Source organism: Streptomyces sp. SCPE 10 (assembly GCF_051980735.1).
GTDB lineage: Bacteria > Actinomycetota > Actinomycetes > Streptomycetales > Streptomycetaceae > Streptomyces > Streptomyces misionensis.
This window is the reverse complement of the sequence record NZ_CP197069.1, coordinates 3,008,381-3,032,045: the sequence shown is the minus strand read 5'-3', so window position 1 is coordinate 3,032,045 and position 23,665 is coordinate 3,008,381. Positions and strand designations below refer to the sequence as shown.

Below are 23,665 nucleotides of genomic sequence, written 5' to 3'. Positions count from 1 at the left end.
TTCCCCCGGTCGGCCGAGGCCGCTCAGCCCGCCGACGCGCCGAGGAACTTCTCCAGCGCCGCCACCACCAGCCGGTGGTCCTCCACCTGCGGCAGACCGGAGACGGTCACCGCGCCGATGACGCCGACGTCCGCCACCCGGATGGGGAAGGAGCCGCCGTGGGCCGCGTAGACGTCGGGGTCGAGGCGGGAGGAGTGCTCGAACGTGGTGCCCTTGGCGCGGAAGCGGGACCCGACCAGGTAGGAGGGGGCGCCGTAGCGCATGGCCACCCGGCGCTTGCGGTCGATCCAGGCGTCGTTGTCCGGCGTGGAGCCGGGCAGGGCCGCGTGGAAGAGCTGCTGGCCGGCGCGGTGGATGTCGATGGCGACGGGCAGCCGGCGCTCGCGGGCCATCTCCACCAGGAGGGAGCCGAGGGCCCACGCGTCCTCGTAGCCGAACCGGTGGAACACCAGGCGGCGTTCCTGTTCCTCCAGTTCCTCGATGGTGGGAGCGGGCGCGAGTTCGGCAGTGGTCGACTGGGACATCAGAGGCTCACCGTCACTTTCTCCTGGGCGGACCTGCGGGCCGCCTCCAGTACGTCGAGGGCGGCGGCCGCCTCCAGGGCGGTCACCGGGTTCGGCCCCGCGCCGGCGAGGGCGGCGGCGACGGCCGCGTAGTACGCCGGGTAGTCGCCGGGCAGGGTCGGTACGGGGGTGCCGCCACCGGTCAGCGGCGACTCGCCGGCGCCGATGCGGCCGTACAGCGACGCGGGCTCGGCACCCCACTCGGGGCCCGGGCGCAGGCCCTCGCGCAGGGCGCCCTCCTGGGGGTCGAGGCCGTACTTCACATAGCCCGCCTCGGAGCCCAGCACGCGAAAGCGCGGGCCGAGCTGGGGGGTCGTCGCGGAGACGTAGAGGTGGGAGCGGACGCCGCCGGCGTGGGTGAGGGCGATGAAGGTGTCGTCGTCGGCCTCGGCGCCCGGGCGGCGGACGTCCGCCTCGGCGTACACCTCGGCGGCCGGGCCGAACAGGACGAGGGCCTGGTCGACGACGTGGCTGCCGAGGTCGTAGAGCAGGCCGCCGATCTCCGCCGGGTCGCCGGACTCGCGCCAGCCGCCCTTGGGCTTCGGACGCCAGCGCTCGAAGCGGGACTCGAACCGGCGGACCTCGCCGAGCGCCCCGTCCGCGAGGAGGGCGCGCAGGGTCAGGAAGTCGTTGTCCCAGCGCCGGTTCTGGAAGACCGACAGCAGCAGGCCGCGGTCCTCGGCGAGGGCGGCGAGCGACCGGGCCTCGGCCGCTGTGCCGGCGACCGGCTTGTCCACGACCACGGGCAGGCCCGCCTCCAGGGCGGCGGTCGCGAGCGGGACGTGGGTCTTGTTCGGGGAGGCGACGACGACCAGGTCCAGCTCGGCCGCGCGGGCGAACAGCTCGTCGGGGGTCGCGGCGAGCGTCACGTCCGGGAACTCGCCGCGGGCCTGTCGCTGCCGCTCCGGGTTGGAGGTGACGACCGTGTCCAGGGCGAGGCCCTCGGTCGCGGCGATCAACGGGGCGTGGAAGACGGAGCCGGCGAGACCGTAACCGATCAGGCCGACGCGGAAGGGCGTGGCGGCAGTCATGACCCCCACTTTCGCAACGCCGTTGCCAAAGTGCAAGCGGAGGGGACAATGGGGCGTGTGAGCATGGACAGGGCGAGGGGCGGACGGGCCGGCACCGGGGCGGACGTGGGCGCGGTGCGGTCGCACAACAGCGCGCTCGTGCTCGGTCTGCTGCGGGAGGCCGGGGCGGCGGGGATCAGCAGGCTGGAGCTGGCCGAGCGGACCGGGCTGACCCCGCAGGCCGTCAGCAAGATCACCGGACGGCTGCGGGAGGCGGGGCTCGCGGCGGAGGCCGGGCGGCGGGCGTCCACCGGGGGCAAGCCGCGGACCGTGCTGCGGCTGGTGCCGGAGGCCGGGCACGCGGTCGGCGTCCATGTGGACCGGGACGAGCTGCGGGTGGTGCTGATACGCCTGGACGGGGCCGTGGTGGGGGAGCGGCGGGGACCGCTGGACCTGGGGGCCGGCGCGGAGGCCGTGCTGGGCACGGTCGCGGCGCAGGTGACCGGGCTGGTGGGGGAGTGCCTCGGCGAGTTCGGGGAGCTGGCCGAGGTGGACTCGCTGCTGGGGGTGGGGGTCGCGCTGCCCGGGCCGCTCGACCATGTGCGGGGGGTGCTGCACCGGGTCACCGGTTTCCCGGGGTGGGACGGGTTTCCGCTGCGCGACGCGCTGCGGGAGCGGCTGGGGGTGCCGGTGATCGTGGACAAGGACACCAACGCGGCGGCCGTGGGGCTGGCGGTCGGGGGCGAGGGCGGGTCCTTCGCCTATCTGCACCTCGGTACGGGGCTCGGGGCCGGTCTGGTGATCGGCGGGCGGGTGCACCGGGGGGCGCGGACCGGGGCGGGGGAGTTCGGGCACCAGGTCATCCAGCTGGACGGACCGCCCTGCGAGTGCGGGGACCGGGGGTGCCTGGAGGCGCTGTGCCTGGCCGCGGTGGCGCGGGGCGAGGCGGCCGCGGCGGCGCGGGTGCTCGGGGTGGGCGCCGGGAACCTGGTGGGGCTGCTGGACATCGACCGGGTGCTGCTCGGGGGGCGGACGGTGTTGGCGGACCCGGAGCCGTACGTGCGGGGCGTCGCCGCGGTCCTTGCGGCGCGGACGGTCCGTGAAGGGGTGCGGGAGGGGGTGCCCGTACGGGTGGCGGCCCGGGGAGAGGGGGCCGTGGGCGAGGGAGCCGCGGAGCTGGTGCTGGGCGAGTTGTTCGGGCGAGCGGGGGCGTGAGGGCGGCGGTCCGGGCGGGCGGGTGTGCGCGCCGGGGTACTCGTGGGGTTGCTGTTGCCCCAGGGGAAGGAGGTGCGGTGTGAAGGCGCTCAAGCCGAGGATCGTCGCCGTGTTGGTGGGGGCCGGAATGCTCTGCCTGCCGGGAGCCGCGCAGGCCGTCGCGGCGCAGGGCACGGGCTACGCGTACTGCGGGGTGGACCGGGCCTCCGGGCTCGGGGTGATGGCGGCCCGGAGCGTGCCCTGCGGGGCGGCCCTCGAGGTCGCGGCCGCCTATACGAAGGGCCGGACCGTCGAGGTGCGCGCGGCCGGGTCCCGGTGGGTGTGCGGGGAACGGCAGGGGGACCCCGACCCGTACCAGGTCTGCGCCGATGTACGAAGCGGCGGCCGAGTGGTCACGCTGGTCTCCTGACTCCCCGGAGGCTCCCGTGCCGTCCACACGGCTCTCCGCGCTCGCGGCCGGTGCCGTGACGCTGCTCGCGCTCTGCGTCGCCGCCCCCGCGGCCCCGGCGGACACCGGCTGCGACCGGGCCCTGGCGGCCGCCGGGCGGGCGGAGCGCTCCTACGACGCCCTGAAGGCGGACCTGCTGCACGGCATCGCCGACGGTGGCCACCCGGACATCTCGCAGGAACAGGCGCTGCGCCGGGCCGAGGCCGAGCGGGACGCGACCGCGTCCGCGGCCCGGCGGGCCTGCCATCCCTGACCCTGCGCCCCTGACCTCGGCCGATCGGGGGGACGCGCGGGGTGCCACCGGAGTGGCATCGCGGAACCGGGGGCCCGCACCGGCATGGTCATGTGTTCATGCGACTGTGCACGCCCCTGCACCCGCCCCTGCGCTCGTCCCCGTCCCGGTTCCGCTCCCTGCGCAACCCGTCCCCCCGTTTCCCAGGCCCGCGCCCCCTGCCGCCCCGCGCCTTGCCGCGCCGCCCCCTGACCCTGTGCGCCCTGGGGCTCGCCGTGGCCGCCGTCCTCGTCCCCGGACCGGCGGCCGCCGTCGGCGCGGGGCCCTCGCCGTCCTGCGCGGCGCCGGGCGAGCGGGACTTCCCGCTGGCCACCCGGATCCGCGGCGGCCCCGACTCGTACCGGCCGGGCGGCGGTCGCGGCACCTGGTACATCGACCTCACCAACACCACCACCCGCTCCTGCGCCGCCGTCCACCCGGTCGTCGTCCTCGTCGACGACCGGCACGCGCTGCGGGTGGAGCAGGCGCGGCTGGACTTCCACGACGGGTCCCGCGTCCGGCCGGTGGCATTCGAGAGCAGCGACGAGAAGGAGTTGATCGGCGTGCTGGACGCACCCGGATTCGGTGGCTTCACCGTGCCGCCGGGCAAGACCGTCAGCGTGCGGGTCCGGCTGGCGCTCACCCGTGACGCCGCCGTCCCCGACCAGGTCACCGCGCGTGCCGCCGCCGTGCAGCGCCGGGGCCGGGACGGGGAGTGGGTCGGGGAGTCCAACGTCTACCGGTTCGGCGTCGGCACGCCGGGCGACGGCGCGGGGGAGACCTCCGCGAGCCCCGACCCGGACCGCACCCCGGTCGCACAGCGCCTGCCGGAGGCGGGCACCGGCACCGGAACGGGTACGGGCACGACCACGGGCACGGGCACGGAGGCGAGCACCGGCACGGAGGCGGGCACCGGCACGGAGGCGGGCACCGGCACCGGCACGGAGGCGAGTCCGGGCGCCGGTACCGCCGCCGGCCGGTCGTCCAGGGACGGCGACGGCGCGGCCCCCGCCAACCCCTCCCTCCCCTTCGCCCAGGACGCGCAGGAGGCCGGGGAGCGCGCCCGCGAGCTGGCCCGGACCGGTCCCGGCCTCACCCACGGACTGTTCGCCGCGGCCGGCGCCCTGCTCTGTGTGGCCGGTGCCGCGTTCCTCGTGGCCCGCAGGCGCCGCTGAGCGGGCGGCCCCAACTCCCCGCCCCCGCCCACCCCGACGAGCTGCACCGAGGGGGTGCGCGGGGGCCCGCTGGACCTGCTCGACGCCAAGTACGAGAACAAGGTGCAGTACTCCACCCCGGGTGTCGCCGGTGACGCACGGCCGTGCTCATCCAGGCCATGCCCAATCTCGGCATCCGGTTCCCGGCCGGAAAGGACGGCGGGCCGTCCGCCTTCGCGCTGCCGTACGCGGCCGGGCTCGTCTCCAAGGCCCCGCACGACGCCACCGCCACCGCCGTCGCCGAACTGATGGACGGCGTCGAGGTCTTCCGGCCCGACTGCCGAGGTGCTCCGGCCCGACTGGGACGACGTCGACAAGAACCTCGCGTCCTCCGCCGACGACCGGAAGGTCCGCGACGGGCAACTGATCGCCTGCCGTACTCCGGGGTACGGACCGGCCGGGGCTGACTACCCTGGGGGGCGTCGGTACGCCGTGGTTCCGGCGCCCCCGTTCGTTGATCCCACGCATGCCAGGAGACGCACAACATGGCAGACCGCAAGCCCATCGAATCGTGGCTCACCGACATGGACGGCGTCCTGATCCACGAGGGTGTGCCGATCCCCGGCGCCGATGCCTTCCTGAAGAAGCTGCGCGAATCGGGCCGCCCCTTCCTGGTCCTCACCAACAACTCCATCTACACCGCCCGTGATCTGCACGCCCGGCTGCGCCGCATGGGCCTGGACGTGCCGACCGAGAACATCTGGACCTCGGCCCTGGCCACCGCCCAGTTCCTGAACGACCAGCGCCCCGGCGGCAGCGCCTACGTCATCGGCGAGGCCGGCCTGACCACCGCGCTGCACGACATCGGCTACGTACTCACCGACCACGAGCCCGACTTCGTGATCCTCGGCGAGACCCGCACCTACTCCTTCGAGGCACTGACCAAGGCCGTCCGGCTGATCAACGCCGGCGCCCGGTTCATCGCCACCAACCCGGACAACGTCGGCCCCTCCACCGACGGCGACCTGCCCGCCACCGGCTCGGTCGCCGCCCTGATCACCGCCGCGACCGGCCGCAGCCCGTACTTCGTCGGCAAGCCCAACCCGCTGATGATGCGCGCGGGCCTGAACGCGATCGGCGCCCACTCCGAGACCTCCGCGATGATCGGCGACCGCATGGACACCGACGTGCTGGCGGGACTGGAGGCCGGGATGCGCACCTTCCTGGTGCTCAGCGGGGTCACCCGGATCGCCGAGGTGGACCGCCACCCCTTCCGGCCCTCCCAGATCGTCGACTCCATCGCGGACCTCGTCGACCTCGTCTGAGCCGGCCGGGTCCGGGCATCACCCGGACGGAGCAGCGCGGCGCCTCCCGAGGTGCGGGGGCGCCCGGGCCGGGGGAACCTCCTGATGTCTGGAGGTTCACGATGGGCTCACTACCCCTCACTGTGTGCAGCGGCCTGCTGGCCGTCGCCGCGCTCGGACCGGCGGCCCAGGCGGCCCACGCGGCGGGCGGCGGCACCCTCGCCGCCGTGCCCGGGACCCCCGCGCCGGGGACCGACGTGACCCTGCGGGTCAGCGGCTGCACCGGGAGACAGGCCACCGCCGCCTCACGCGCCTTCGTCAGCGACGCCCGGCTGACCGGCGCCGGGGGCACCTTGTCCGGCGAGACCCGCGTGGGCTCCTCCGTCGGGCCGGGCGCCTACGACGTCAAGGTCACCTGCGCGGACCGGGTGGTCGACGGCACCCTCACGGTCGTGGCGGGCGGGGCCGGCAAAGGAGCCGGCGCGAGCGCACCGGGGCAGCCCGGCGGACCCCTCGCCACACCCGTCGCCCCGGTCGACGCCGGCGGTGGCGCCACCGCCCGGTTCGCCACCGTGGCCACCAGCGGGAGCGGACCGGACACCGCCCAGGCCCTGACCGGTCTCGCGCTGGCCGCGATCGCCGCCGTCGCCGTGGGGCTGCGCGCCCGCCGCGGCCGCCGCCCGCACTGAGGGCGCGGATGCGCGAAGACCACCTCCGCGGCCGTCTCTGCACCGCCCTGACCTGGGCGGTGCTGCTGCTCGGGCTGTGGCTGTGGGGGCGGGCCGTCACCGCCGTACCCCAGGGGGCGCGGCACCCGGCGGCCGGTGATCTGTTCGCCCTCGGCGCCACCGCGCCCGTCCGGCTGCCGCCCCCCGCGCGGCCGCTGCCGGAGGCGCTGCCCCAGCGCATCGACATCCCCCGGCTCGGCGTCCAGGCGCCGGTGGTGGCCCGCGGTCTGGACACGCGCGGCGCGCCCGCCCCGCCGCCCTTCGACCAGCCGGGCGTGGCCGCCTGGTACGGCGCCGGGACCCGGCCGGGCGCGAGCGGCACCGCCCTGATGGTGGGCCACCTCGACACCGACACCCGGCCCGCCGTGTTCCACCGGCTGCGCACCCTCACCCCCGGCGCCTCGGTGCGGGTGGTCCGCTCGGACGGCAGGGTCGCCCGGTTCACCGTCGAGGACGTCCGCGTCCTGCCCCGTACCGGCTTCGACGCCCGGCAGGCCTACGCGCCGCGCGTGCCCGGCCGGGCCGAGCTGCGCCTGATCACCTGCGGCGGCGGCTTCCGCGACGGCGCCTACACGGCGAACGTGGTCGTCTCGGCGTACCTCACCGGCTCCACGGGGTGAGGCGGCCCGGCATGCGGAAAGGCCCCTCGCTGCTGCGAGGGGCCTTTCCGTGTCGGTGCGCCGCCAGGGACTCGAACCCCGGACCCGCTGATTAAGAGTCAGCTGCTCTAACCAACTGAGCTAGCGGCGCCTGCTGACAGAGAGAACTCTACCTGACCTGCGGGGGTGCTTCCGACCACCCGGGGGAGGCCGCGGGGGGTGCCGTACATCATTCGGACCGTCAAAGTGCGCGTTCCGGACAGAGTTGGAAAACTGATCAACGTGCACACAAGCGGACGAAAACCCCATGAATGTGAGGCAGATCGCATGGCCGCTCCGGCGTTCGAGGAGTTCGAACCCGCGCGTGACTGCGGCTGTCCCGGCTGTGTCCACCGGCGACGCACCCGCCGCCGCCCGCTGCCCGGCCGGATCGGCCACCGTCCCTCGACCCGCGGCATGGTCCTCGTCGCCGCCGTGTCCGCCGCGCTCGGCGTCACGCCCCCGGCGACCGCCCTCGCCGCCGGCCACGGGCCGCACCGCCAGGCCGTCCCCGGCGACGGCGAGTCCGACACCCCCCAGGGCACCGAGTCCCCGCTGCACGGCCCGGCCGGCAGACCGGCCACGCCCGGCGGCGTCGGCACCCCGCACACCACCCGCGACGCCATCATCAAGCGGGCCAAGTCGTGGGTGACCGCGAAGGTGCCGTACAGCATGAACCGCTACTGGACCGACGGCTACCGGCAGGACTGCTCCGGCTACGTCTCCATGGCCTGGGGGCTGAACAGCAACCAGTGGACCGGCAGCCTCGCCAAGTACGGCGTGAAGATCAAGAAGTCCCAGCTCCAGCCCGGCGACATCCTGCTCCACCACAACACGGCCGACCCCCAGCAGGGCTCCCACGTGGTGATCTTCGGCGGCTGGACGGACGCCACGCACACCTCCTACAAGGTCTACGAGCAGACGCCCCCGCACACCCGCTCCCAGACCACCCCGTACCCCTACTGGAACCACACCGGCGGGTACGTGCCGTACCGCTACAAGGGCCTGACCGACGGCAATCCCGGCGCCGAGGCGGCGGACGGCAAGGCCACGGACCTCTTCCCGGGCGCCGCGTCCTTCGGGCCCGGCGCGCACAACGCCCACGTCACCCAGCTGGGGCAGATGCTGGTGGCCCGGGGCGCGGGACCGTACTACCCGAAGGGTCCGGGGCCGGTCTGGAGCGAGGGCGACCGGCGGGCCACCGAGGCGTTCCAGCGGGCCCAGGGCTGGAACGACGAGGAGGCCGACGGACTGCCGGGCCCGCGCACCTGGGCGCTGCTCGTCTCCGGCCAGGGCCGGGACATCGCCCCGGACGAGGACGGCCCCGCCTCGCACGGGGTGCCCGGTTACCCCGGCAAGGCATACTTCCGCCCGGGGCAGAGCAACGACCACATCACCCGGCTCGGGGCCCGGCTGGTGAGCAAGGGGTTCGGCCGGTTCTACGACACCGGGCCCGGTCCGCGGTGGGGCGAGGCGGACCGGCGGGCGGTGGCCGCCTTCCAGCGTTCCCAGGGCTGGCGGGGCGGCGCGGCCGACGGCAGCCCGGGCCCGGAGACCTGGCGCCGCCTGTTCGCGTGACTCCCCGCTGTCACACCCCTGTCGACCCGTTTTTCATGACGCATCTGGCGCGGAGGCTGGAGGCACGCATGAGCACGACCACCTCGCACACACCGTCCGGTTCCGAGGGGCGACCGCAGGCCGCCACGGCCACGGCCACCGGCACCCGTCCGGCCCGGCTGATCCGGAACGAGTCCACCACCGAGATCCCGGTCCATCTGCTCTTCCGCGACGATCCCGGCCCGGACGGGGCGCCGGCGCGGCCCGCCGTGGTGGGGCGCCGCCAGGGCACGGGCGAGCTGCCGCGCGCCGGCCGTCCGGCGGCAACACGGCGGGACCCGCTGCCCCGGGTCGACCCGGAGCTGCGCGAGCGCCCGGCGCGGGCGCTGCCCGGGGCGGCCGGGCTGCTCGCCGGGGCCTGCGGGGTCACCGGCGCGCTGGCCGCGTCCTGGTGGGCCGGGGTGCTGCCGCCGCTCGCCGTCCAGGCGCTGCGGCTGCCCGCGCCCGCGGACCCGGGCCTCGGTCCGGCGCAGTGGGCGGCGTACGCCGGGGCCGGGCTGCTCGGCGCGGCCGGTTTCGGCGGGCTGGCCCGGGGCCGGACCGGACGGGCCTGGGTGGTGGGCCTGTTCGGCCGCTACCGGGGCACCGTCCGGCGCACCGGGCTGCTCTGGGTCAACCCGCTGCTGCGCCGCAGGCGGGTGGATGTGCGGCTGCGGCACTGGCGCAGCGAGGCGATGCCCGCGGCGGACCCGGGCGGGCTGGCGGTGCGGGTGGTGGTGCTGGTGGTGTGGCGGGTGCGGGACACCGCGCGGGCGGTGCTCGGCCTGGAGGACCACGAGCGGTATCTGCGCGAGTGCGTGGAGGCGGCGCTGGCCCGGGTGCCGGTGGAGCCTGCGCTCGGCAGCCGGGGCGGGCCCGCGGTGGCCGGGGAGGCGCTGACCCGGCTGGTGGTGGCACAGACCGCGCCGGCCGGTCTGGAGGTGTTCTCGGTGCAGCCGCTGCGGGCGGAGTACGCCCCGCAGATCGCGGACGCGATGCAGCGCCGCCGGATCGCCGCGCTGGAGGCCCGGCAGCGGGCCAGCATGCTCAGCTCGGTCGTGGACTCCGTGGAGGACACGGTGACCCGGCTGACCACGCGCGGGCTGGTCGAACTGGACGATTCCGAGCGCAAGGTGCTGGTACGGGACCTGACGGTGGCGTTCTGCGCGGGCCGCGGGGAGCGGGCGTAGCCGGTTCGTCCGCTTCTGCCACTGGTATGGACATGCCAAAGTCCCGCCCATAATCTGTGAGTTGGTCTAGACCTACCCTCTGCACGGCTCACCGAACTCCCCACGTTCTCGAGGAGCGGCAGTATGCGCACCAAGACGAAGATGTCCGCGGTCGTGCTCGGAGTGGTGACCGCCGGAGCGTTCGCGCTCTCCACCGGCGGCGCCAGCGGGCACGGCTACACCGACCTCCCCGTCAGCAGGCAGAAGCTCTGCGCCAACGGCACGGTGACGGGCTGCGGCGACATCCAGTACGAGCCGCAGAGCGTCGAGGGTCCCAAGGGCTTCCCGGCCGCCGGGCCCGCCGACGGCCAGCTCTGCAACGGCGGGGTGTCCCGCTTCAGCCAGCTCAGCTCGCCGACCGCCCCGTCCGGCGCGGCCTGGCCCACCACCAAGGTGACCGGCGGGCAGTCGTACACCTTCCGCTGGCAGTTCACCGCCCGGCACGCCACGACGGACTTCAAGTACTACGTCACCAAGCCGGGCTGGAACCAGAACCACCCGCTGTCCCGTTCGGACCTCAACCTCACGCCGTTCCTGACGGTGCCCTACAACGGCCAGCAGCCGCCGGCGACGCTCAGCCACAGCGGCACCCTGCCCACGGGCCTGTCGGGTCACCACGTGATCCTCGCGGTGTGGACGATCGCCGACACGGGCAACGCGTTCTACGCCTGCTCGGACGTCACGTTCTAGGCATGGAGAAGGCCCCTCACCGAAGTGAGGGGCCTTTCCGCTGTGCGCCGCCAGGGACTCGAACCCCGGACCCGCTGATTAAGAGTCAGCTGCTCTAACCAACTGAGCTAGCGGCGCGTGACTCTCGCCTTCCGCTTCCCGCGGCCGGCGACGAAGAAAATACTACCTGGTCCTCGGGGGTGCTCGTGACCACCCGGGGACGCTAGAGGGCCAGCGACAGCAGCACCGGTGCCGCGTTCCGGTTGAGCGTGTCCGCGGCCCGCTTCAGCCGGTGCGCGTGCTCCACCGGGAGCGACAGCGCCAGGCAGCCCACCGAGGCGCCCGCGGTGATCGGGACGGCCGCGCAGACCGTGCCCACCGCGTACTCCTGGAGATCCAGCACCGGCACCGTGGGCGGCTGGGACTCCAGACGGGACAGCAGCAGCTTGTCGCTGGTGATGGTGCGCGAGGTGAGCCGGGCCATCTTGTGCCGGGCCAGGTGGTCGCGGCGGGCGTTGTGGTCCAGCTGGGTGAGCAGGCTCTTGCCGACCGCCGTGGCATGGGCGGAGAAGCGGAAGTCCACCCACTCGTTGACCGCGGGCATGCCGGGGCCGGCGGCGTACTGGGTGACCTTCACCTCGCCGTCGACGTAGCGGCTGATGTAGACCGCCGCGCCGACCGAGTCGCGCAGCCGGTCCAGGGTGCGCTGGAGCTTGTCGGCGAGGGCCCGCTCGCGGTCCTCGGCCGAGGTGAGGCGGCGCAGGGTGTCGCCGGTGACGTACGCGCCGCCGCCGACCTGTTCGACGTAGCCCTCCCGGCGCAGCATCCGCAGCAGCAGCGCGAGCCGCTCGGGACCGAGGCCGGTGAGCCGGGTCAGCTCGGTCTCGGTGACCCCGGTCGTGGTGCGCGCCACGGTCTCCAGCACGCGCAGCGCGTCCTGGACCGAGTGGTACGGGGCGGTCGGCTCGTGCATCAGCGCCACGGTGTTCCCCCCTGCGCTCGCTTACTGGGCCGTGGATCTCCGGACGGTGCGGCGATTCCACGATAACGGGCAAACGGCCGCCGGGGAGAGGGCGTTGACAAGTTTCCGATCCGTCGCTCCCGCTCCCGGCGGCGGCCCGAACTGCGGCGACGACCCATTGGCATATGCCAGGGTCATGTCCCAGTGGCTGGACCTCGGCCGTTGCGCGCGCCCCTCACAGCACCGCGCTGAGGAACTCCCGGGTGCGCTCCCGCTCCGGCTCGGAGAAGATCTTCTCCGGCGGCCCCGACTCGATCACCCGGCCGCCGTCGAACATCAGTACCTGATCGGAGATGTCCCGGGCGAAGCCCATCTCGTGCGTCACGCACAGCATGGTGATGTCGGTGCTGCGCGCGATGTCCCGCAGCAGATCGAGCACACCCGCGACCAGCTCCGGGTCGAGCGCGGAGGTCACCTCGTCCAGCAGCAGCACCCGCGGCCGCATCGCCAGCGCCCGCGCGATCGCCACCCGCTGCTGCTGCCCGCCGGACAGCTGGGCCGGGCGCGCCCCGCACTTGTCGGCGAGGCCCACCAGCTCCAGCAGCTCCCGCGCCCGCTCCTCCGCCTCGTCCTTGGACAGCCCGAGGACCCGCACCGGCGCCTCGGTCAGATTGCGCAGCACCGTCATGTTCGGGAACAGGTTGAAGTGCTGGAACACCATCCCGATCTTCTTGCGGACCTCCCGGACCCGCTTCTCCGGTGCCGGGAACAGCGGCTCGCCGTCGACGGTGATGGTCCCCTCGTCCGGCTTGGTCAGGGTCATCAGGAGTCTGAGGATCGTGGTCTTGCCGGAGCCGGACGGCCCGATCAGGGTCACGTGCCTGCCGGGCTGGACGGCGAAGTCCAGGCGGTCGAGCACGGTGTTCGCGCCGAAGCGCTTGGTGACCTGCTCCAGACGGACCAGATCGGCCGGCTGGGCGGCGGTGACGGACGGCTCGGTACGGGTCTCAACGGACAAGGCGTCGCTCCAGGGCTCGCAGGAGAAGGGAGGCCAGGTAGGAGATGAGGACGAAGGCCACGCCGATCACGGTGAGCGGCTCGGTGAACTGGAAGCGCTGCTGGGAGAAGAGCCGGGCCTGGCCCAGCATCTCCAGCACGGTGATCACCATCAGCATCGGTGTGTCCTTGAGCATGGAGATCACGTAGTTGCCCAGCGCCGGCACCACCCGGCGGATCGCCTGCGGAAGGATCACCGCGGTCCAGGTCCGCCGCCGCGGCAGGTTCAGCGCGGTCGCCGCCTCCCACTGGCCGACGGGCACCGCCTCGATGCCGGCCCGGTAGACCTGCATGGTGTACGTCGAGTAGTGCAGGCCGATCGCGAAGACGCCGGTGGTCAGCGCGGAGAACGTCAGGCCCCACTCCGGCAGCACGTAGAAGAGGAAGAACAGCTGCACCAGCAGCGGGGTGTTGCGCACGAACTCCGTGACCACCCCGACCGGCCAGCGCACCCAGCGGGTCGGAGCCCGCATCAGCAGCGTCCACACCAGGCCGAGGGTGAAGGACAGCAGCGAACCCAGCACCAGCGCCCGGAGGGTGACCAGCAGGCCGTCCCGGAAGTGCGGCATGAAGTCGCTCACCGCGTGCCAGTCCCATGTCATGCGACACCACCGCCCACCCCGGTCGTCCGCGCCCGCTTCAGCGCACGCGCCGCCCGCTCGGTGCCGGCGTCCTTGCCGATCCCGGACTTCAGCCGCTTCTCCAGGCCGCGCATCAGCCGGGTCAGCACGAAGGCGATCACGAAGTAGATGACCAGCACGTACGTGTAGATCTCCGCGCTCTGCTGGAGCGCGAGCCGCACCAGGTTGGCGCTGAACGTCAGATCGCCCATGCCCATGACCGACACCAGCGCGGTGCCCTTGAGCAGCTCGACCAGCAGATTGCAGAAGGAGGGGATCATCTCCGGCACCGCCTGCGGCAGCACGATCAGCCGCATCCGCTGCGCCGGGGTGAAGCTCAGCGCGATCCCGCCCTCGCGCTGCGCCGGATCCACCGCGTTCAGCGCCCCGCGCACGATCTCCGCGCCGTACGCGCCGTACGTCAGCCCCAGCGCCAGCGTGCCCGCCCACATCGGCACCAGCTGCCAGCCGAAGGCGATCGGCAGCACGAAGAACACCCAGAAGATCATCACCAGCGCCGAGGTGCCGCGGAAGACCTCGGTGTAGACGCCGGCCACGAAGCGCACGATCCACAGCCGGTGGGTGCGCGCCATGCCGACCACGAAGGACACCGCGGCGGCCAGCAGCGCGCTGAACACCAGCAGCTGGACGGTGGTCCAGACGCCCTTGAGCACCAGTTCCCAGAGCCCCGAGGTCATTGCCCGCACAGCTCCTTCGCCGTCAGGTCCGTCATCTCGGCCTTGCCGAAGCCGAACGGCCGCAGGATCCTCAGCAGTTCCCCGGTCCGCTTCAGCTCGCGCAGCTCGGCGTTGAAGGCGTCCCGCAGCCGCGTCTCGGTCGGCCGGAACGCGAACGCCCCGCCGTCCACATGGGGCTTGCCCCCGACCAGCGGGGCGAACGGCGCGGTGGCCTCCGCCCTGGCCGACTTCTTCACGACCTCGCGGGTGGTGAGGGCCGTACCCGCGAACACGTCCACCCGGCCCGCCTCGACCGCGTTCAGCCCGGCCACCTGGTCCGGCACGATCAGGATGTCGCTCTGCCGGTAGCCCGCCTCGACGGCGTACTGGATCTCGGCGTACCCGGTCCCGGTCGCGAACTTCGCCTTCTTCGCGACGACGTCCGCATAGGAGTGCAACCCTTTCGGGTTCCCCTTTCCGACGATGAACGAATCCAGCATCTGGTAATCCGGGTCCGCGAAGATCACCTGCTTGCAGCGGTCGGCGTTGACGTACATGCCGGCCGCGACCACGTCGAACTGCTGCGAGTTCAGGCCGGGGACGAGCGAGCCGAACTCGGTCGGCACCGGCTGCACCCGGTCCACCCCGAGCCGCTTGAAGACCACCTTCGCCAGCTCGGGCGCCTCACCGGTGAGCCGGCCGTCCTTGTCGATGTACCCGAAGGGGATCTCCCCGGCGATCCCGAGGCGTACGACGCCCTGTGCGCGGAGCCGGTCGAGCAGGTCGCCGCCGTTTCCGCCGGCGGCGGCCACCCGTGTGCAGCCCGCGGCGCCCAGCGCCCCGAGCGCCGCGATCCCGCGGAGCAACGCCCGCCGACCGGGTCTGTGTTGCGACCGGAAAGTGTGTATGCCGTTCCCATGTGGTGCAGCCATGGCGGCGCCGCTACCCCAGCGAATCCAGGGTATGCGCCCCGGTTTTACGGCCGGACGGTGCGTCACCGTCCCGCTCCACAGGCGGAATGCGCGCTGCCGCACGCGGCCGTCGACCGGCCGCGCGTCCCTGACCTGCGCGGCGGTGCGGAACGCGCGGCCGCCGTCCGGCGAGGTCCGCCCCACCAGGTACACGGGTGGCGGGATCTGCGCCCTGTTCCCGCCCCTGGCCTCCACAGAACCCCCACCGGAAAACCCGGCGGTCACCCCGGCGGAGGAGCGGCTCGGAGCCCGGCGGGCGTGACCACCGGACGGCACGCGACCTGGGCCTCGTGGCACCGGCCCATCCGCCGGCCCAGGCCCATCCGGGCGTCCACCGCCGCCAGACAGTCGAGCGCGCTCAGCCGCGCCCCCCGCGCAGACCTCCCGCAGGCCCGGGACGAGGGGCCCGGGGCCTTTCGTTTGGATCGGGCCGGATCAGGGAGCGGGGTCTGGTGCCGTGCGTCGCAGGGCGGAGGAGGGCGACATGGCGGAGCCAGGTCAGTGGCCGGGCACGTATCCACGCGTCTTGTCGACCATGTTCACCAGTGGTCTGCCCGCCGCCCACCGCTCGTACAACGCCACGAACTGCCGCCCCAGTTCATCGCGCCAGCCGACCGTGTCCCCGCTCATGTGCGGGGAGACGATCAGTCCCGGCAGCTGCCACAGCGGGCTGTCCGCGGGCAGCGGCTCGGCGGCGAACACGTCCAGGGCGGCGCCCGCGATCCAGCGCCGGGTCAGGGCCCGCGCGAGCGCCTCCTCGTCGACCAGCTGCCCGCGCCCGACGTTGACGAAGAACGCGGAGGGCTGCATCACGTCGAACCGGTGCGCGTCGAACATGCGGTACGTCGCCTCCGTCAGCGGTGCCGCCGCGATCACCCAGTCCGCGCGGGAGATCAGCCGGTCCAAGTCGGCCGGCCCGTACACACCGGTCCGCGGCACCCGCCCGACCAGTGCCGTCGTCACCCCCAGCGCCTTCAGCACCCGGACGATCGCCCGGCCGATGGGACCCGAACCGACCACACAGGCACGGGTACCCGCAACCCGCCGGCTCTCCCGGTGCCGCCACACCCGCTCCCGCTGCTGCTCCAGGGTGCGCGGCAGATCCTTGGCCACGGCCAGCACCAGGGCCGCCACGTACTCGGCGACCGGCTGGTCGAAGACGCCGCGCGCGTTGGTGACCACCGTCGGCGAGGCGGCCAGCTCCGGGCACATCAGATGGTCCACGCCCGCGCTCGCCGTGTGCACCCAGCCCGGCCGGGGCCCCGGGCCGGGCCACGCCTCGCGCACCGCGGTCGAGGTGAAGTCCCAGACCAGCAGCACGTCCGCCGTGGGCAGCCGCTCGGCCAGGTGCGCCGCGTCCGTGCGCACGATCCGGGCGCGCCCGGTCAGCCGGCCGAGTCGGGGCGGCGGCTCGGCGTCCAGCACGAGCACGGTCGGGACGGTCGTCATGGGGCGCGGCTCCCGGGGTCCGAGGGGGTGCCTGCCCAGGCGCCCGGGAGGTGCCGCTGCGAACGCCTGAGCGCCAGGGACCGACCACGTTCGCACCCGAACCCACCGCCGTCAACACGGCGTTGCCGCGAGGGCCGGGCCCCGCGCAGCGTGACCCGGTCGGCCGAGGACACCGTGCCCGCGACCCGGCCGCCGGCCGGGGCGGCGCGCCGTACGGGGGCGGGTCGGTGCGGCGGAATGTGGGCTGCGCCGCGGAGGCTGGGTACCCGAGCCGTGGAACCGTACCGGGCGCCGTCGGCACGAGGGCGCCCGGACACGGTCCGTACCCGACCGGACGCAGGAAGGCTGGACATGACCGCACTCGGATTCCTCTACCCGGGCCACTTCGCCGAGGACGACTATCCGCGCATCGAGCAGCTCCTGGGCAGCGACATCCGGGTGGACCTGGTCCACACCGACCTCGGAGAGGACGCGCACCGGGTGGCGGCGCTGCGCGAGATGGGCTCCGCCGAGCGGCTGCGCGAGGGCATGGAGCGGCTGCGGCTGGCCGGTGCCGAGACGGTGGTGTGGGCGTGCACCAGCGGCGGCTTCGTGCACGGCTGGCAGGGCGCCCAGGACCAGGTGCGCACGCTGGCCCGGCTGGCCGGGATGCCGGCCTCCTCGACGTCGTTCGGCTTCGTGCACGCGGCCCGTGAGCTGGGGGTGCGGCGGGTCGCCGTGGGCGCCACCTACCCCGAGGAGATCACCGCGCTGTTCGCCGAGTTCCTGCGGGCGGCCGGCCTGGAGGTGACCGCCGTGCACTCCTCGGGGGTCGCCACGGCCGCCGACGCGGCCCGCTGGGGCGAGGAGGACGTGCTGAGGCTGGCGCGGGCCGCGGACGACCCCGGCGCGGACGCGGTGCTGCTGCCGGACACCGCCCTGCACACGGCCGCCTGCCTCGGGCTGCTGGAGAAGTCCCTGTCCAAGCCGGTGCTCACCGCCAACCAGGTCACGGTGTGGGAGGGGCTGCGGCTCGCCGACCGGCGGGTGAACGCGCCGGAGCTGGGGACGCTGTTCACCCGGGAACCGCTGGTCCAGGTCTGAGGAGCCGGACCGGGCGAGCCGGCGGCGGAATAACCGGGGCCCGCCCCCGGTTGCCACTGTCCGGCACAGCTCACGCCGCGAACAGGAGGCCCTCACCGTGTCGGCAGACGAGGCAGACGAGATCCGGGGAACGACGCACGGCACCGCACCCGTCCCCCTCTCCGTGCTGGACCTGGTGACCGTCGGCGCGGGCCGCACCGCCACCGACGCCCTGCGCACCAGCGTCGAGCTGTCCCGGCTCGCCGAGGCCCGCGGGTTCCACCGGTACTGGGTCGCCGAGCACCACTCCATGCCGGGCGTGGCCTCCTCCTCACCGGCCGTGATCCTCGCCCACCTGGCCGCCCACACCGACCGCATCCGGCTCGGCTCGGGCGGCGTCATGCTGCCCAACCACGCCCCCCTGGTGATCGCCGAGCAGTTCGGCACGCTGGAGGCGATGGCGCCGGGGCGGGTCGACCTCGGGCTCGGCCGGGCCCCCGGCACCGACGGCGCCACGGCCGCGGCGCTGCGCCGCACCGACACCCTGCACGAGGGCGCCGACGACTTCCCGCAGCAGCTCGCCGAGCTGACCCGCTTCCTCGACGACGACTTCCCCGACGGCCACCCCTACCGGCGCATCCACGCCATCCCGGGCCCGGTCCAGGGGAGCACCCCGGGCGGGGTCCAGTCCCCGCACCGCCCGCCGATCTGGCTGCTCGGCTCCTCCGGGTTCTCCGCCCAGCTGGCCGGCATGCTCGGCCTGCCGTTCGCCTTCGCGCACCACTTCTCGGCGCAGAACACCATCCCCGCGCTCGACCTGTACCGGCAGACCTTCCGGCCCTCCGAGGTGCTGGCCGAGCCGTACGCCCTGATCGGCGTCTCCGCGCTGGCCACCGACGAGGAGGGCGAGGCGCGCCGCCAGACCCGCGCGATGGGCCTGAACATGCTCCGGCTGCGCACCGGCCGCCCCGGTCTGTTCCCCGACCCCGCGGAGGCGGAGCGGCAGGAACTCGGCCCGATGGAGGAGGAGTTCATCGACTCCTGGTCGTCCAACGTGGTGTACGGCACCGCCGACGAGGTGCGCACCGGCCTGGACGAGCTGCAAAAGCGCACCGGCGCCGACGAGCTGATGCTCACCACCCACGCCCACCGCGGCGAACTGCGCCTGCGCTCCTACGAGTTGATCGCCGACGCCTATGGACTGCCCGCCGCGTAGGGCCGGTCACGGCTTTCCCACCGCGTAACTGCGGGCGCCCAGCAGCTCGGAGATGCGGTCCGGCGGCACCGGGCGGGAGTACAGCCAGCCCTGTCCGGTGTCGCAGCCGATCCGGCGCAGCCTGCTCGCCTGCGCCGCGGTCTCCACGCACTCGGCGGTGACCGTCAGGCCGAGCCGGTGGGCCAGCTGGATCATCGCCTCCACGATCACCTCGTCGGCGGGGTTCGGCGGCACCCCCTTGGGCGTCTCCTCGTACTGGAAGCCGCGGACGAAGGAACCGTCCAGCTTCAGCGCGGAGACCGGCAGCCGGCTGAGGTAGGCGAGGTTGGAGTAGCCGGTGCCGAAGTCGTCGATGGCGATGCGCACCCCCATGTCGCTCAGGGCCTGCAACGCCTGGAGCGGGCGGCCCGCCGAGCCCATCACCGCGGACTCGGTCAGCTCCAGTTGCAGCAGGTGCGGGGCCAGCCCGGTCTCCGCGAGGGTCTGCGCCACATCGGCCACCAGGTCGGAGTCCCACACCTGGCGCACGGCCACATTCACGCTGACGAAGATCGGCGGCTCGCCGGGGTGGTCCAGCTGCCAGCGGCGGGCCTGCCGGCAGGCGGTGACCAGCGCCCAGCGGCCCAGCTGCACGATCGAACCGTCCTCCTCGGCCAGCCCGATGAACCGATTCGGCGTCAGCGTGCCGAACTGCGGATGGTGCCAGCGCACCAGCGCCTCGACCCCGGACAGCCGGCCGTCCTCCATGCCCACCAACGGCTGGTAGTCCAGCACGAACTCGCCGCGCTCGACGGCGGGGCGCAGGGTGGAGGAGAGTGCCTGGCGGGTCATCCGGTGCGCGTTGCGCTCGGGATCGAACAGGGTCCAGCGGGCCTTGCCGTCGGCCTTCGCCCAGTAGAGCGTCGTATCCGCCGCCTGCATCAGACCGGTCGCGGTGGTGCCCGCCGCATGGCGTTCCACGACGCCGATGGAGGCCGTCAGCGACAGCCGCTGCCCGGCCAGGTCGAACGGCTCCTCAAGGGAGGTGAGCGCCGACTCGGCGAGGTCGGCGAGTTGTTCGGTGCCGGTGGAGTCCTCCACCAGCAGCGCGAACTCGTCGCCGCCGAGCCGGGCCACCAGCGGGGTGGCGGCACGGGCGTACCCGGCCGCGTCGGCGACCGTGGTCAGCCGCTCGGCGACGGCCGCGAGCAGCCGGTCGCCGACCCGGTGGCCGAGGGTGTCGTTGACGGCCTTGAACCCGTCGAGGTCCAGGTAGCACAGCCCGATCCGGCCGGTGGCGCCGTGCTCGTACGACTCCGCCTCCAGCGCGGCCGACAACCGCTCGAAGAACAGGGTGCGGTTGGGCAGCCGGGTCACCGGGTCGTGCATCTGCAAGTGCCGCAGTCGCGCCTGGAGTTCGCGCCGGGCGCTGATGTCGGCGACGGACAGCAGCACGCCCGCCTCGCCGTCGGTCAGCGGGGCGACGGTGAGCTGCACCCACACCGAGTTCCCCCCGGGGTGCTTCAGCCGGCGGGTGCAGCGCAGCCGGGCCTGCCGGCCGCTGAGCACCTCGCGGTAGGCGTGCCAGGAGCGGACGTCGGCGGTCAGGTCCACCAGGTCGGCGGCGGCCCGGCCGGTGAGGGCGGCGCAGTCGAGGCCGAGCAGTTCGCCGAAGGCCGGGTTGGCGCGGACGACGATTCCCTCGTGGTCCACGACGGCCATGGCGAGCGGGGCCGCCCCGAAGACACGGTCGTAGGGGGTGTGATCACTGTCTGTGACGGCTGACCGGTCGAGGTCTGCCGCGGGCGTCGGCCCTTCGGACGTTCCGCTCACCGCTCGCTCCCGCAGTGCACTCGATCTCTGTCCGTGCCGGAAAGTGTGCCGATCATAGAGGCTGGCCCCGGGCCCTTCCAGCCACCGTCCAGTCTCCCGGACCGGTGGGACTTTCTGACAGATCGTTTCTGCCCGGACCTGGACGGGTTATTGAGGCCGTCGACCAGTTGTGACGTTCCGTGAGTGATGCGGTGATGTCGTGCGCCGTCGTGCGCCTGGCGCCCGAATGGGGAGTGCTCACTCTTCCGGTGCAGACAAACAGGGCATGGAGTGGCGAAACACAGCAATCTGGGTGCGGGTCCGTCCAACCGCGTCCGGAGGTCATGTCCGTGCCCCTGCTGCGCAGCACCGCCGCCGTGTGCACCACGTTGTCGGCGCTGGCCGCGACCTCGATCATCGCCGGACCGTCGGTCGCCGAGCCCTTCGCCACGGCCCCGTGCGCCCTGCACCGCACCGGTGCCCGCCACTCCGAGGGGGCGGACACCTGGGACGCGGACTATGCCCGCCCCACCAGGGCGCTGGACGCCGTCATGGTCTTCCTGTCGTTCCCGGACGCGGTCCCGCAGACCACCCCGGCGGAGCTGACCGCCGACCACTTCCCGCAGACCAGCCGCTATTTCGAGCAGGCTTCCTACGGCAGGTTCACCCTGCGCGCGCATCCGCTGAGCCACTGGTTGCGTATGCCCCGTCCGTCGACGGCGTACGCCGTACGGCGGGACTGGGCCGCCGAGGACCGGGCCGCGTATCTGCGGGACGCCTTCGAAGTGGCCGACAAGGCCGTCGACTTCTCCCGCTACCAGGTGGTGTACCTCGTCGCGGACCCGGACGCGCCCGGCGTGGACTCCGACGCCACCAAGGTCGTCAACCTGGACACGCCCGTCCACGTGGACGGCACGGACGTGCGACGGGTCGTCACGGTGTTCGAGAAGCATCCGCCGGACCGGCTGGTCCTCGCCCATGAGACCGGTCATGTCTTCGACCTGCCCGACCTCTACCACCGCCCGGCCGACGGCAAGGGCGACTGGGACACCTACGTCGGCGACTGGGACCTGATGGGCAGCCAGTTCGGCCTGTCGCCGGACATGTTCGCCTGGCACAAGTGGCGGCTCGGCTGGCTGGATCCGCGCCAGGTGATGTGCGTCCGCGGCGCCGGACCGACCCGGCTCACCCTGGAGCCCCTCGCGGTGGGGCCCGGCATCCCCGTGCAGGGGGCCGCCGGGGCGTCCGCCTTCGGTCTCGGCGACGGGCTGAAACTGGCGGTGGTGCGCACCGGCCCGGACAGCGTCCTCGCCGTGGAGGCCCGCACCGCCGTCGGCAACGACCGCACCACGTGCCGCGAGGGCATCCTCGTCTACCGGGTGCGCAGCGGCGCCGCGTCCGGTGGCGGCCCCGTCGAGGTCGTCGACGCCCATCCGCACACCGAGGCATGCCCGGACGACTCGGTGTACCCGCCCCTCGCGGACGCGCCGATCGCCCTGGGGGAGAGTTTCACCGTCCCGGGCGCGGGCGTGAAGATCGAGGCGGAGGGCCGGACGGCCTCGGGGGCGTGGACGGTGAAGATCACGCAGCGGATCACCGGGTGACGTCCCGGCCGGCGGTCACCGGGCCGACGGCGGCCGGGCCGACCGTGGCGGGGGTGTGGGTGGCGGAGCCCCCACGGTGGAAGTCGCGCAAAAACAGCGAGGGCGAGTCCTCACCGCGTGTTCCGCGGTCATGACTCGCCCTCGCCATCGCGTGCGCCGCCAGGGACTCGAACCCCGGACCCGCTGATTAAGAGTCAGCTGCTCTAACCAACTGAGCTAGCGGCGCCTGCTGACGTCGTAGACCTTAGCATCCTCGTCGGCGGGAGGAAAAATCGATATCCGAACCGTCGTGCGTGCCGCCCGCACGGCCGCCCAGAGCAGCACCTCCGGGCCCGGCAGCCAGGGGCGACGCGCGTCCGGGGCGACCACCCAGCGGGGTCCGCCGCAGTTGTCGCCGCCGTCCGGCGCCGGGACGGTCACCGCGTCGCCCGTGCCGTGGCACAGCAGGGGCGGAACCGCGGCCGCCCGGTGCGAGCCCCACTCCTCCCAGGCCAGCAGCGAGGGCAGCCGGTGGGCGGTGCCGGGGGCGCAGAACAGCAGCATCCGGCCGCGGGACATCGCGACCGGGCCGGAACCGGGGCCCTCGTCCCACAGGCGGTCCAGCATCCGGCGCCCGAAGACGACCGGGGCGCTCACCACGTCGAAGACGGTGCCGCAAGGCAGGACGGCCGGCGCGGGCGTGTACAGCGGGTACGTCCCGGCGGAGGCCAGCCAGGCGGCGCCGTCGGGGGTGACGCGGGTGACGTTCGGTGTACTGCTCATGCCGTTCAGATCTACCCGTTGTGAGCAATCGGTTCTCCTGAGTTGCGGAAAACCGGGACAGGGAAGGAGACGGGGAGTATCTTGCCCGCCTGGCATATGCCAGGTGAGGGATCACGCGGGGCGCACGGGATCACCGCGGGGTCACACGGGGCTCACACGGGGTCCGCGGAGGTCCGTCCCTCGCTGTTGCCGCGCATCAGGTCCCGGCCGAACTCGACCATCTTCTTCGCGTAGTCCTCGGTCCACTCGGCCCGATCGGCGATGTCGGCGGCCGTCAGCCGGTCGAACCGGCGCGGGTCGGCGAGCTGGGCCGCGGCGATGGCCTGGAACTCCACGGCCCGGTCGGCGGCCGCGCGGAACGCCTGGGTCAGCTCCGTCGCCCGGGCCAGCAGCGCCCGCGGATCCTCGATCGACTCCAGGTCGAAGAAGTGCTCGGGATCGGCGGCCGCCTCCGCGGGCTCGAAGATCAGGGGCGCGGGGCGTAGCCGCGGTTCGTTCCGACGCGGCGTGGGCTCCGCCATGTCTTCTCTCCTCCTCGCACGATCTTCGTACGGTTCGCTGGGCACCACCTCTCCGGTGGGCCACCCTCCATTGTCCCGCGCCCACGCAAGGGGCCCGGGTCCGCGTTCACGGCCGCCACTCCACCCGGTGTTCGGCGAGGTGGGAGAGGA

The 23,665-nt window shown here is 73.7% G+C and carries 26 protein-coding genes and 3 tRNA genes; 15 read left to right on the top strand and 14 right to left on the bottom strand.

The annotated features are described in order from the left end of the window. Window positions 1–23 precede the first annotated feature (23 nt). Window positions 24–524 carry a heme-degrading domain-containing protein gene (locus ACSP97_RS14190; RefSeq protein ID WP_440557785.1) on the bottom strand — a complete coding sequence of 167 codons (501 nt, stop codon included), beginning with the start codon at window positions 522–524 and terminating at the stop codon, window positions 24–26. Continuing rightward, window positions 524–1,594 (bottom strand): Gfo/Idh/MocA family protein, encoded by a 1,071-nt coding sequence (locus ACSP97_RS14185; protein WP_440557783.1) that lies wholly within the window; start codon window positions 1,592–1,594, stop codon window positions 524–526. Before ACSP97_RS14185 ends, ACSP97_RS14190 begins: the two co-directional genes overlap by 1 nt. Window positions 1,595–1,657: 63 nt before the next feature. Between ACSP97_RS14185 and ACSP97_RS14180 the strand changes: the two genes are divergently transcribed. The 8 genes from ACSP97_RS14180 to ACSP97_RS14145 all read left to right on the top strand — a co-directional run bounded on the left by ACSP97_RS14180 (window position 1,658) and on the right by ACSP97_RS14145 (window position 7,313). After that, entirely contained in the window at window positions 1,658–2,788 is a 1,131-nt protein-coding gene (locus ACSP97_RS14180) for an ROK family transcriptional regulator (RefSeq protein ID WP_355153491.1), read from the top strand. A gap of 79 nt (window positions 2,789–2,867) precedes the next feature. Further along, a complete protein-coding gene (locus ACSP97_RS14175; RefSeq protein WP_440557781.1) occupies window positions 2,868–3,197 on the top strand; it encodes a hypothetical protein in 330 nt (109 codons plus the stop codon). A gap of 16 nt (window positions 3,198–3,213) precedes the next feature. Further along, a complete protein-coding gene (locus tag ACSP97_RS14170) occupies window positions 3,214–3,489 on the top strand; it encodes a hypothetical protein (protein ID WP_440557779.1) in 276 nt (91 codons plus the stop codon). A gap of 98 nt (window positions 3,490–3,587) precedes the next feature. Next, the gene (locus ACSP97_RS14165; protein ID WP_440557777.1) at window positions 3,588–4,682 is read left to right on the top strand and encodes a hypothetical protein; all 1,095 of its coding nucleotides are present in this window, start codon (window positions 3,588–3,590) and stop codon (window positions 4,680–4,682) included. A 158-nt stretch (window positions 4,683–4,840) separates the two neighbouring features. Next, the gene (locus ACSP97_RS14160; RefSeq protein ID WP_440557776.1) at window positions 4,841–5,128 is read left to right on the top strand and encodes a hypothetical protein; all 288 of its coding nucleotides are present in this window, start codon (window positions 4,841–4,843) and stop codon (window positions 5,126–5,128) included. A 78-nt stretch (window positions 5,129–5,206) separates the two neighbouring features. Further along, a complete protein-coding gene (locus ACSP97_RS14155) occupies window positions 5,207–5,986 on the top strand; it encodes an HAD-IIA family hydrolase (RefSeq protein WP_355153397.1) in 780 nt (259 codons plus the stop codon). Between the two features lie 101 nt (window positions 5,987–6,087). Continuing rightward, window positions 6,088–6,654 carry a hypothetical protein gene (locus ACSP97_RS14150; protein ID WP_355153395.1) on the top strand — a complete coding sequence of 189 codons (567 nt, stop codon included), beginning with the start codon at window positions 6,088–6,090 and terminating at the stop codon, window positions 6,652–6,654. An 8-nt stretch (window positions 6,655–6,662) separates the two neighbouring features. Further along, a complete protein-coding gene (locus ACSP97_RS14145) occupies window positions 6,663–7,313 on the top strand; it encodes a class F sortase (RefSeq protein ID WP_440557774.1) in 651 nt (216 codons plus the stop codon). Between the two features lie 56 nt (window positions 7,314–7,369). Here ACSP97_RS14145 and ACSP97_RS14140 read toward each other — a convergent pair. Beyond that, window positions 7,370–7,443: transfer RNA gene (locus tag ACSP97_RS14140), tRNA-Lys, on the bottom strand. A 176-nt stretch (window positions 7,444–7,619) separates the two neighbouring features. Between ACSP97_RS14140 and ACSP97_RS14135 the strand changes: the two genes are divergently transcribed. From ACSP97_RS14135 to ACSP97_RS14125, 3 genes are all read left to right on the top strand, one after another. Further along, window positions 7,620–8,909, top strand: a complete 1,290-nt coding sequence (locus ACSP97_RS14135) for a peptidoglycan-binding protein (RefSeq protein WP_440557772.1) — start codon at window positions 7,620–7,622, stop codon at window positions 8,907–8,909. 68 nt (window positions 8,910–8,977) lie between these two features. After that, on the top strand, window positions 8,978–10,117 hold the full coding sequence (locus ACSP97_RS14130; protein ID WP_355153390.1) for an SPFH domain-containing protein: 1,140 nt from the start codon (window positions 8,978–8,980) through the stop codon (window positions 10,115–10,117). A gap of 123 nt (window positions 10,118–10,240) precedes the next feature. Continuing rightward, the gene (locus ACSP97_RS14125) at window positions 10,241–10,846 is read left to right on the top strand and encodes a lytic polysaccharide monooxygenase auxiliary activity family 9 protein (protein ID WP_355153388.1); all 606 of its coding nucleotides are present in this window, start codon (window positions 10,241–10,243) and stop codon (window positions 10,844–10,846) included. 43 nt (window positions 10,847–10,889) lie between these two features. Here the strand turns inward: ACSP97_RS14125 and ACSP97_RS14120 are convergent. The 6 genes from ACSP97_RS14120 to ehuB form a co-directional block, all read right to left on the bottom strand. After that, window positions 10,890–10,963 (bottom strand) — tRNA-Lys (locus ACSP97_RS14120). Window positions 10,964–11,048: 85 nt separating this feature from the next. Beyond that, window positions 11,049–11,807: an IclR family transcriptional regulator domain-containing protein gene (locus ACSP97_RS14115; protein WP_355324860.1), complete on the bottom strand. Its 759-nt coding sequence runs from the start codon at window positions 11,805–11,807 to the stop codon at window positions 11,049–11,051. Window positions 11,808–12,021: 214 nt separating this feature from the next. Further along, a complete protein-coding gene (ehuA, locus tag ACSP97_RS14110; RefSeq protein WP_355153385.1) occupies window positions 12,022–12,804 on the bottom strand; it encodes an ectoine/hydroxyectoine ABC transporter ATP-binding protein EhuA in 783 nt (260 codons plus the stop codon). Further along, window positions 12,794–13,444, bottom strand: coding sequence for an ectoine/hydroxyectoine ABC transporter permease subunit EhuD (gene ehuD, locus ACSP97_RS14105; protein WP_355153383.1), 651 nt, complete (start codon window positions 13,442–13,444; stop codon window positions 12,794–12,796). Before ehuD ends, ehuA begins: the two co-directional genes overlap by 11 nt. Continuing rightward, on the bottom strand, window positions 13,441–14,160 hold the full coding sequence (ehuC, locus tag ACSP97_RS14100) for an ectoine/hydroxyectoine ABC transporter permease subunit EhuC (RefSeq protein WP_391870122.1): 720 nt from the start codon (window positions 14,158–14,160) through the stop codon (window positions 13,441–13,443). The genes ehuD and ehuC overlap by 4 nt, the downstream gene beginning before the upstream one ends. After that, window positions 14,157–15,071 (bottom strand): ectoine/hydroxyectoine ABC transporter substrate-binding protein EhuB, encoded by a 915-nt coding sequence (ehuB, locus tag ACSP97_RS14095; RefSeq protein WP_355153380.1) that lies wholly within the window; start codon window positions 15,069–15,071, stop codon window positions 14,157–14,159. The genes ehuC and ehuB overlap by 4 nt, the downstream gene beginning before the upstream one ends. Between ehuB and ACSP97_RS14090 the strand changes: the two genes are divergently transcribed. Continuing rightward, a complete protein-coding gene (locus tag ACSP97_RS14090; RefSeq protein WP_440557768.1) occupies window positions 15,046–15,372 on the top strand; it encodes a DUF3830 family protein in 327 nt (108 codons plus the stop codon). The two genes, ehuB and ACSP97_RS14090, sit on opposite strands and share 26 nt — an antisense overlap. A gap of 236 nt (window positions 15,373–15,608) precedes the next feature. Here the strand turns inward: ACSP97_RS14090 and ACSP97_RS14085 are convergent, their stop codons facing one another. Then, window positions 15,609–16,559, bottom strand: coding sequence for a D-2-hydroxyacid dehydrogenase (locus tag ACSP97_RS14085; RefSeq protein ID WP_440557766.1), 951 nt, complete (start codon window positions 16,557–16,559; stop codon window positions 15,609–15,611). A gap of 351 nt (window positions 16,560–16,910) precedes the next feature. On the opposite strand from ACSP97_RS14085, the gene ACSP97_RS14080 reads away from it, so the two are divergent. Together ACSP97_RS14080 and ACSP97_RS14075 are read left to right on the top strand one after the other, a co-directional pair. Further along, window positions 16,911–17,642 carry a maleate cis-trans isomerase family protein gene (locus tag ACSP97_RS14080; RefSeq protein WP_355153375.1) on the top strand — a complete coding sequence of 244 codons (732 nt, stop codon included), beginning with the start codon at window positions 16,911–16,913 and terminating at the stop codon, window positions 17,640–17,642. Between the two features lie 97 nt (window positions 17,643–17,739). Beyond that, window positions 17,740–18,837, top strand: coding sequence for an LLM class flavin-dependent oxidoreductase (locus ACSP97_RS14075; RefSeq protein ID WP_355153373.1), 1,098 nt, complete (start codon window positions 17,740–17,742; stop codon window positions 18,835–18,837). 6 nt (window positions 18,838–18,843) lie between these two features. On the opposite strand, the gene ACSP97_RS14070 is transcribed toward ACSP97_RS14075, so the two are convergent. Next, a complete protein-coding gene (locus ACSP97_RS14070) occupies window positions 18,844–20,649 on the bottom strand; it encodes a putative bifunctional diguanylate cyclase/phosphodiesterase (protein ID WP_355527749.1) in 1,806 nt (601 codons plus the stop codon). 323 nt (window positions 20,650–20,972) lie between these two features. Between ACSP97_RS14070 and ACSP97_RS14065 the strand changes: the two genes are divergently transcribed. Further along, entirely contained in the window at window positions 20,973–22,232 is a 1,260-nt protein-coding gene (locus ACSP97_RS14065) for a M6 family metalloprotease domain-containing protein (RefSeq protein ID WP_355527747.1), read from the top strand. Between the two features lie 152 nt (window positions 22,233–22,384). Here the strand turns inward: ACSP97_RS14065 and ACSP97_RS14060 are convergent. The 3 genes from ACSP97_RS14060 to ACSP97_RS14050 all read right to left on the bottom strand — a co-directional run bounded on the left by ACSP97_RS14060 (window position 22,385) and on the right by ACSP97_RS14050 (window position 23,515). After that, a tRNA-Lys gene (locus ACSP97_RS14060) sits at window positions 22,385–22,458 on the bottom strand. Then, window positions 22,449–22,994 carry a hypothetical protein gene (locus ACSP97_RS14055; protein WP_355527745.1) on the bottom strand — a complete coding sequence of 182 codons (546 nt, stop codon included), beginning with the start codon at window positions 22,992–22,994 and terminating at the stop codon, window positions 22,449–22,451. Before ACSP97_RS14055 ends, ACSP97_RS14060 begins: the two co-directional genes overlap by 10 nt. Window positions 22,995–23,146: 152 nt before the next feature. Then, window positions 23,147–23,515, bottom strand: a complete 369-nt coding sequence (locus ACSP97_RS14050; RefSeq protein ID WP_070027370.1) for a hypothetical protein — start codon at window positions 23,513–23,515, stop codon at window positions 23,147–23,149. Window positions 23,516–23,665 lie beyond the last annotated feature (150 nt).

What these genes read in the sequence shown, in the direction of transcription:
- ACSP97_RS14190 (WP_440557785.1), bottom strand. Translation starts at nt 524, where the DNA reads ATGTCCCAGTCGACCACTGCCGAACTCGCGCCCGCTCCCACCATCGAG.
- ACSP97_RS14185 (WP_440557783.1), bottom strand. Translation starts at nt 1,594, where the DNA reads ATGACTGCCGCCACGCCCTTCCGCGTCGGCCTGATCGGTTACGGTCTC.
- ACSP97_RS14180 (WP_355153491.1), top strand. Translation starts at nt 1,658, where the DNA reads ATGGACAGGGCGAGGGGCGGACGGGCCGGCACCGGGGCGGACGTGGGC.
- ACSP97_RS14165 (WP_440557777.1), top strand. Translation starts at nt 3,588, where the DNA reads ATGCGACTGTGCACGCCCCTGCACCCGCCCCTGCGCTCGTCCCCGTCC.
- ACSP97_RS14160 (WP_440557776.1), top strand. Translation starts at nt 4,841, where the DNA reads ATGCCCAATCTCGGCATCCGGTTCCCGGCCGGAAAGGACGGCGGGCCG.
- ACSP97_RS14155 (WP_355153397.1), top strand. Translation starts at nt 5,207, where the DNA reads ATGGCAGACCGCAAGCCCATCGAATCGTGGCTCACCGACATGGACGGC.
- ACSP97_RS14150 (WP_355153395.1), top strand. Translation starts at nt 6,088, where the DNA reads ATGGGCTCACTACCCCTCACTGTGTGCAGCGGCCTGCTGGCCGTCGCC.
- ACSP97_RS14145 (WP_440557774.1), top strand. Translation starts at nt 6,663, where the DNA reads ATGCGCGAAGACCACCTCCGCGGCCGTCTCTGCACCGCCCTGACCTGG.
- ACSP97_RS14135 (WP_440557772.1), top strand. Translation starts at nt 7,620, where the DNA reads ATGGCCGCTCCGGCGTTCGAGGAGTTCGAACCCGCGCGTGACTGCGGC.
- ACSP97_RS14130 (WP_355153390.1), top strand. Translation starts at nt 8,978, where the DNA reads ATGAGCACGACCACCTCGCACACACCGTCCGGTTCCGAGGGGCGACCG.
- ACSP97_RS14125 (WP_355153388.1), top strand. Translation starts at nt 10,241, where the DNA reads ATGCGCACCAAGACGAAGATGTCCGCGGTCGTGCTCGGAGTGGTGACC.
- ehuD (WP_355153383.1), bottom strand. Translation starts at nt 13,444, where the DNA reads ATGACATGGGACTGGCACGCGGTGAGCGACTTCATGCCGCACTTCCGG.
- ehuC (WP_391870122.1), bottom strand. Translation starts at nt 14,160, where the DNA reads ATGACCTCGGGGCTCTGGGAACTGGTGCTCAAGGGCGTCTGGACCACC.
- ACSP97_RS14090 (WP_440557768.1), top strand. Translation starts at nt 15,046, where the DNA reads ATGCCGTTCCCATGTGGTGCAGCCATGGCGGCGCCGCTACCCCAGCGA.
- ehuB (WP_355153380.1), bottom strand. Translation starts at nt 15,071, where the DNA reads ATGGCTGCACCACATGGGAACGGCATACACACTTTCCGGTCGCAACAC.
- ACSP97_RS14085 (WP_440557766.1), bottom strand. Translation starts at nt 16,559, where the DNA reads ATGACGACCGTCCCGACCGTGCTCGTGCTGGACGCCGAGCCGCCGCCC.
- ACSP97_RS14080 (WP_355153375.1), top strand. Translation starts at nt 16,911, where the DNA reads ATGACCGCACTCGGATTCCTCTACCCGGGCCACTTCGCCGAGGACGAC.
- ACSP97_RS14065 (WP_355527747.1), top strand. Translation starts at nt 20,973, where the DNA reads ATGTCCGTGCCCCTGCTGCGCAGCACCGCCGCCGTGTGCACCACGTTG.
- ACSP97_RS14055 (WP_355527745.1), bottom strand. Translation starts at nt 22,994, where the DNA reads ATGAGCAGTACACCGAACGTCACCCGCGTCACCCCCGACGGCGCCGCC.
- ACSP97_RS14050 (WP_070027370.1), bottom strand. Translation starts at nt 23,515, where the DNA reads ATGGCGGAGCCCACGCCGCGTCGGAACGAACCGCGGCTACGCCCCGCG.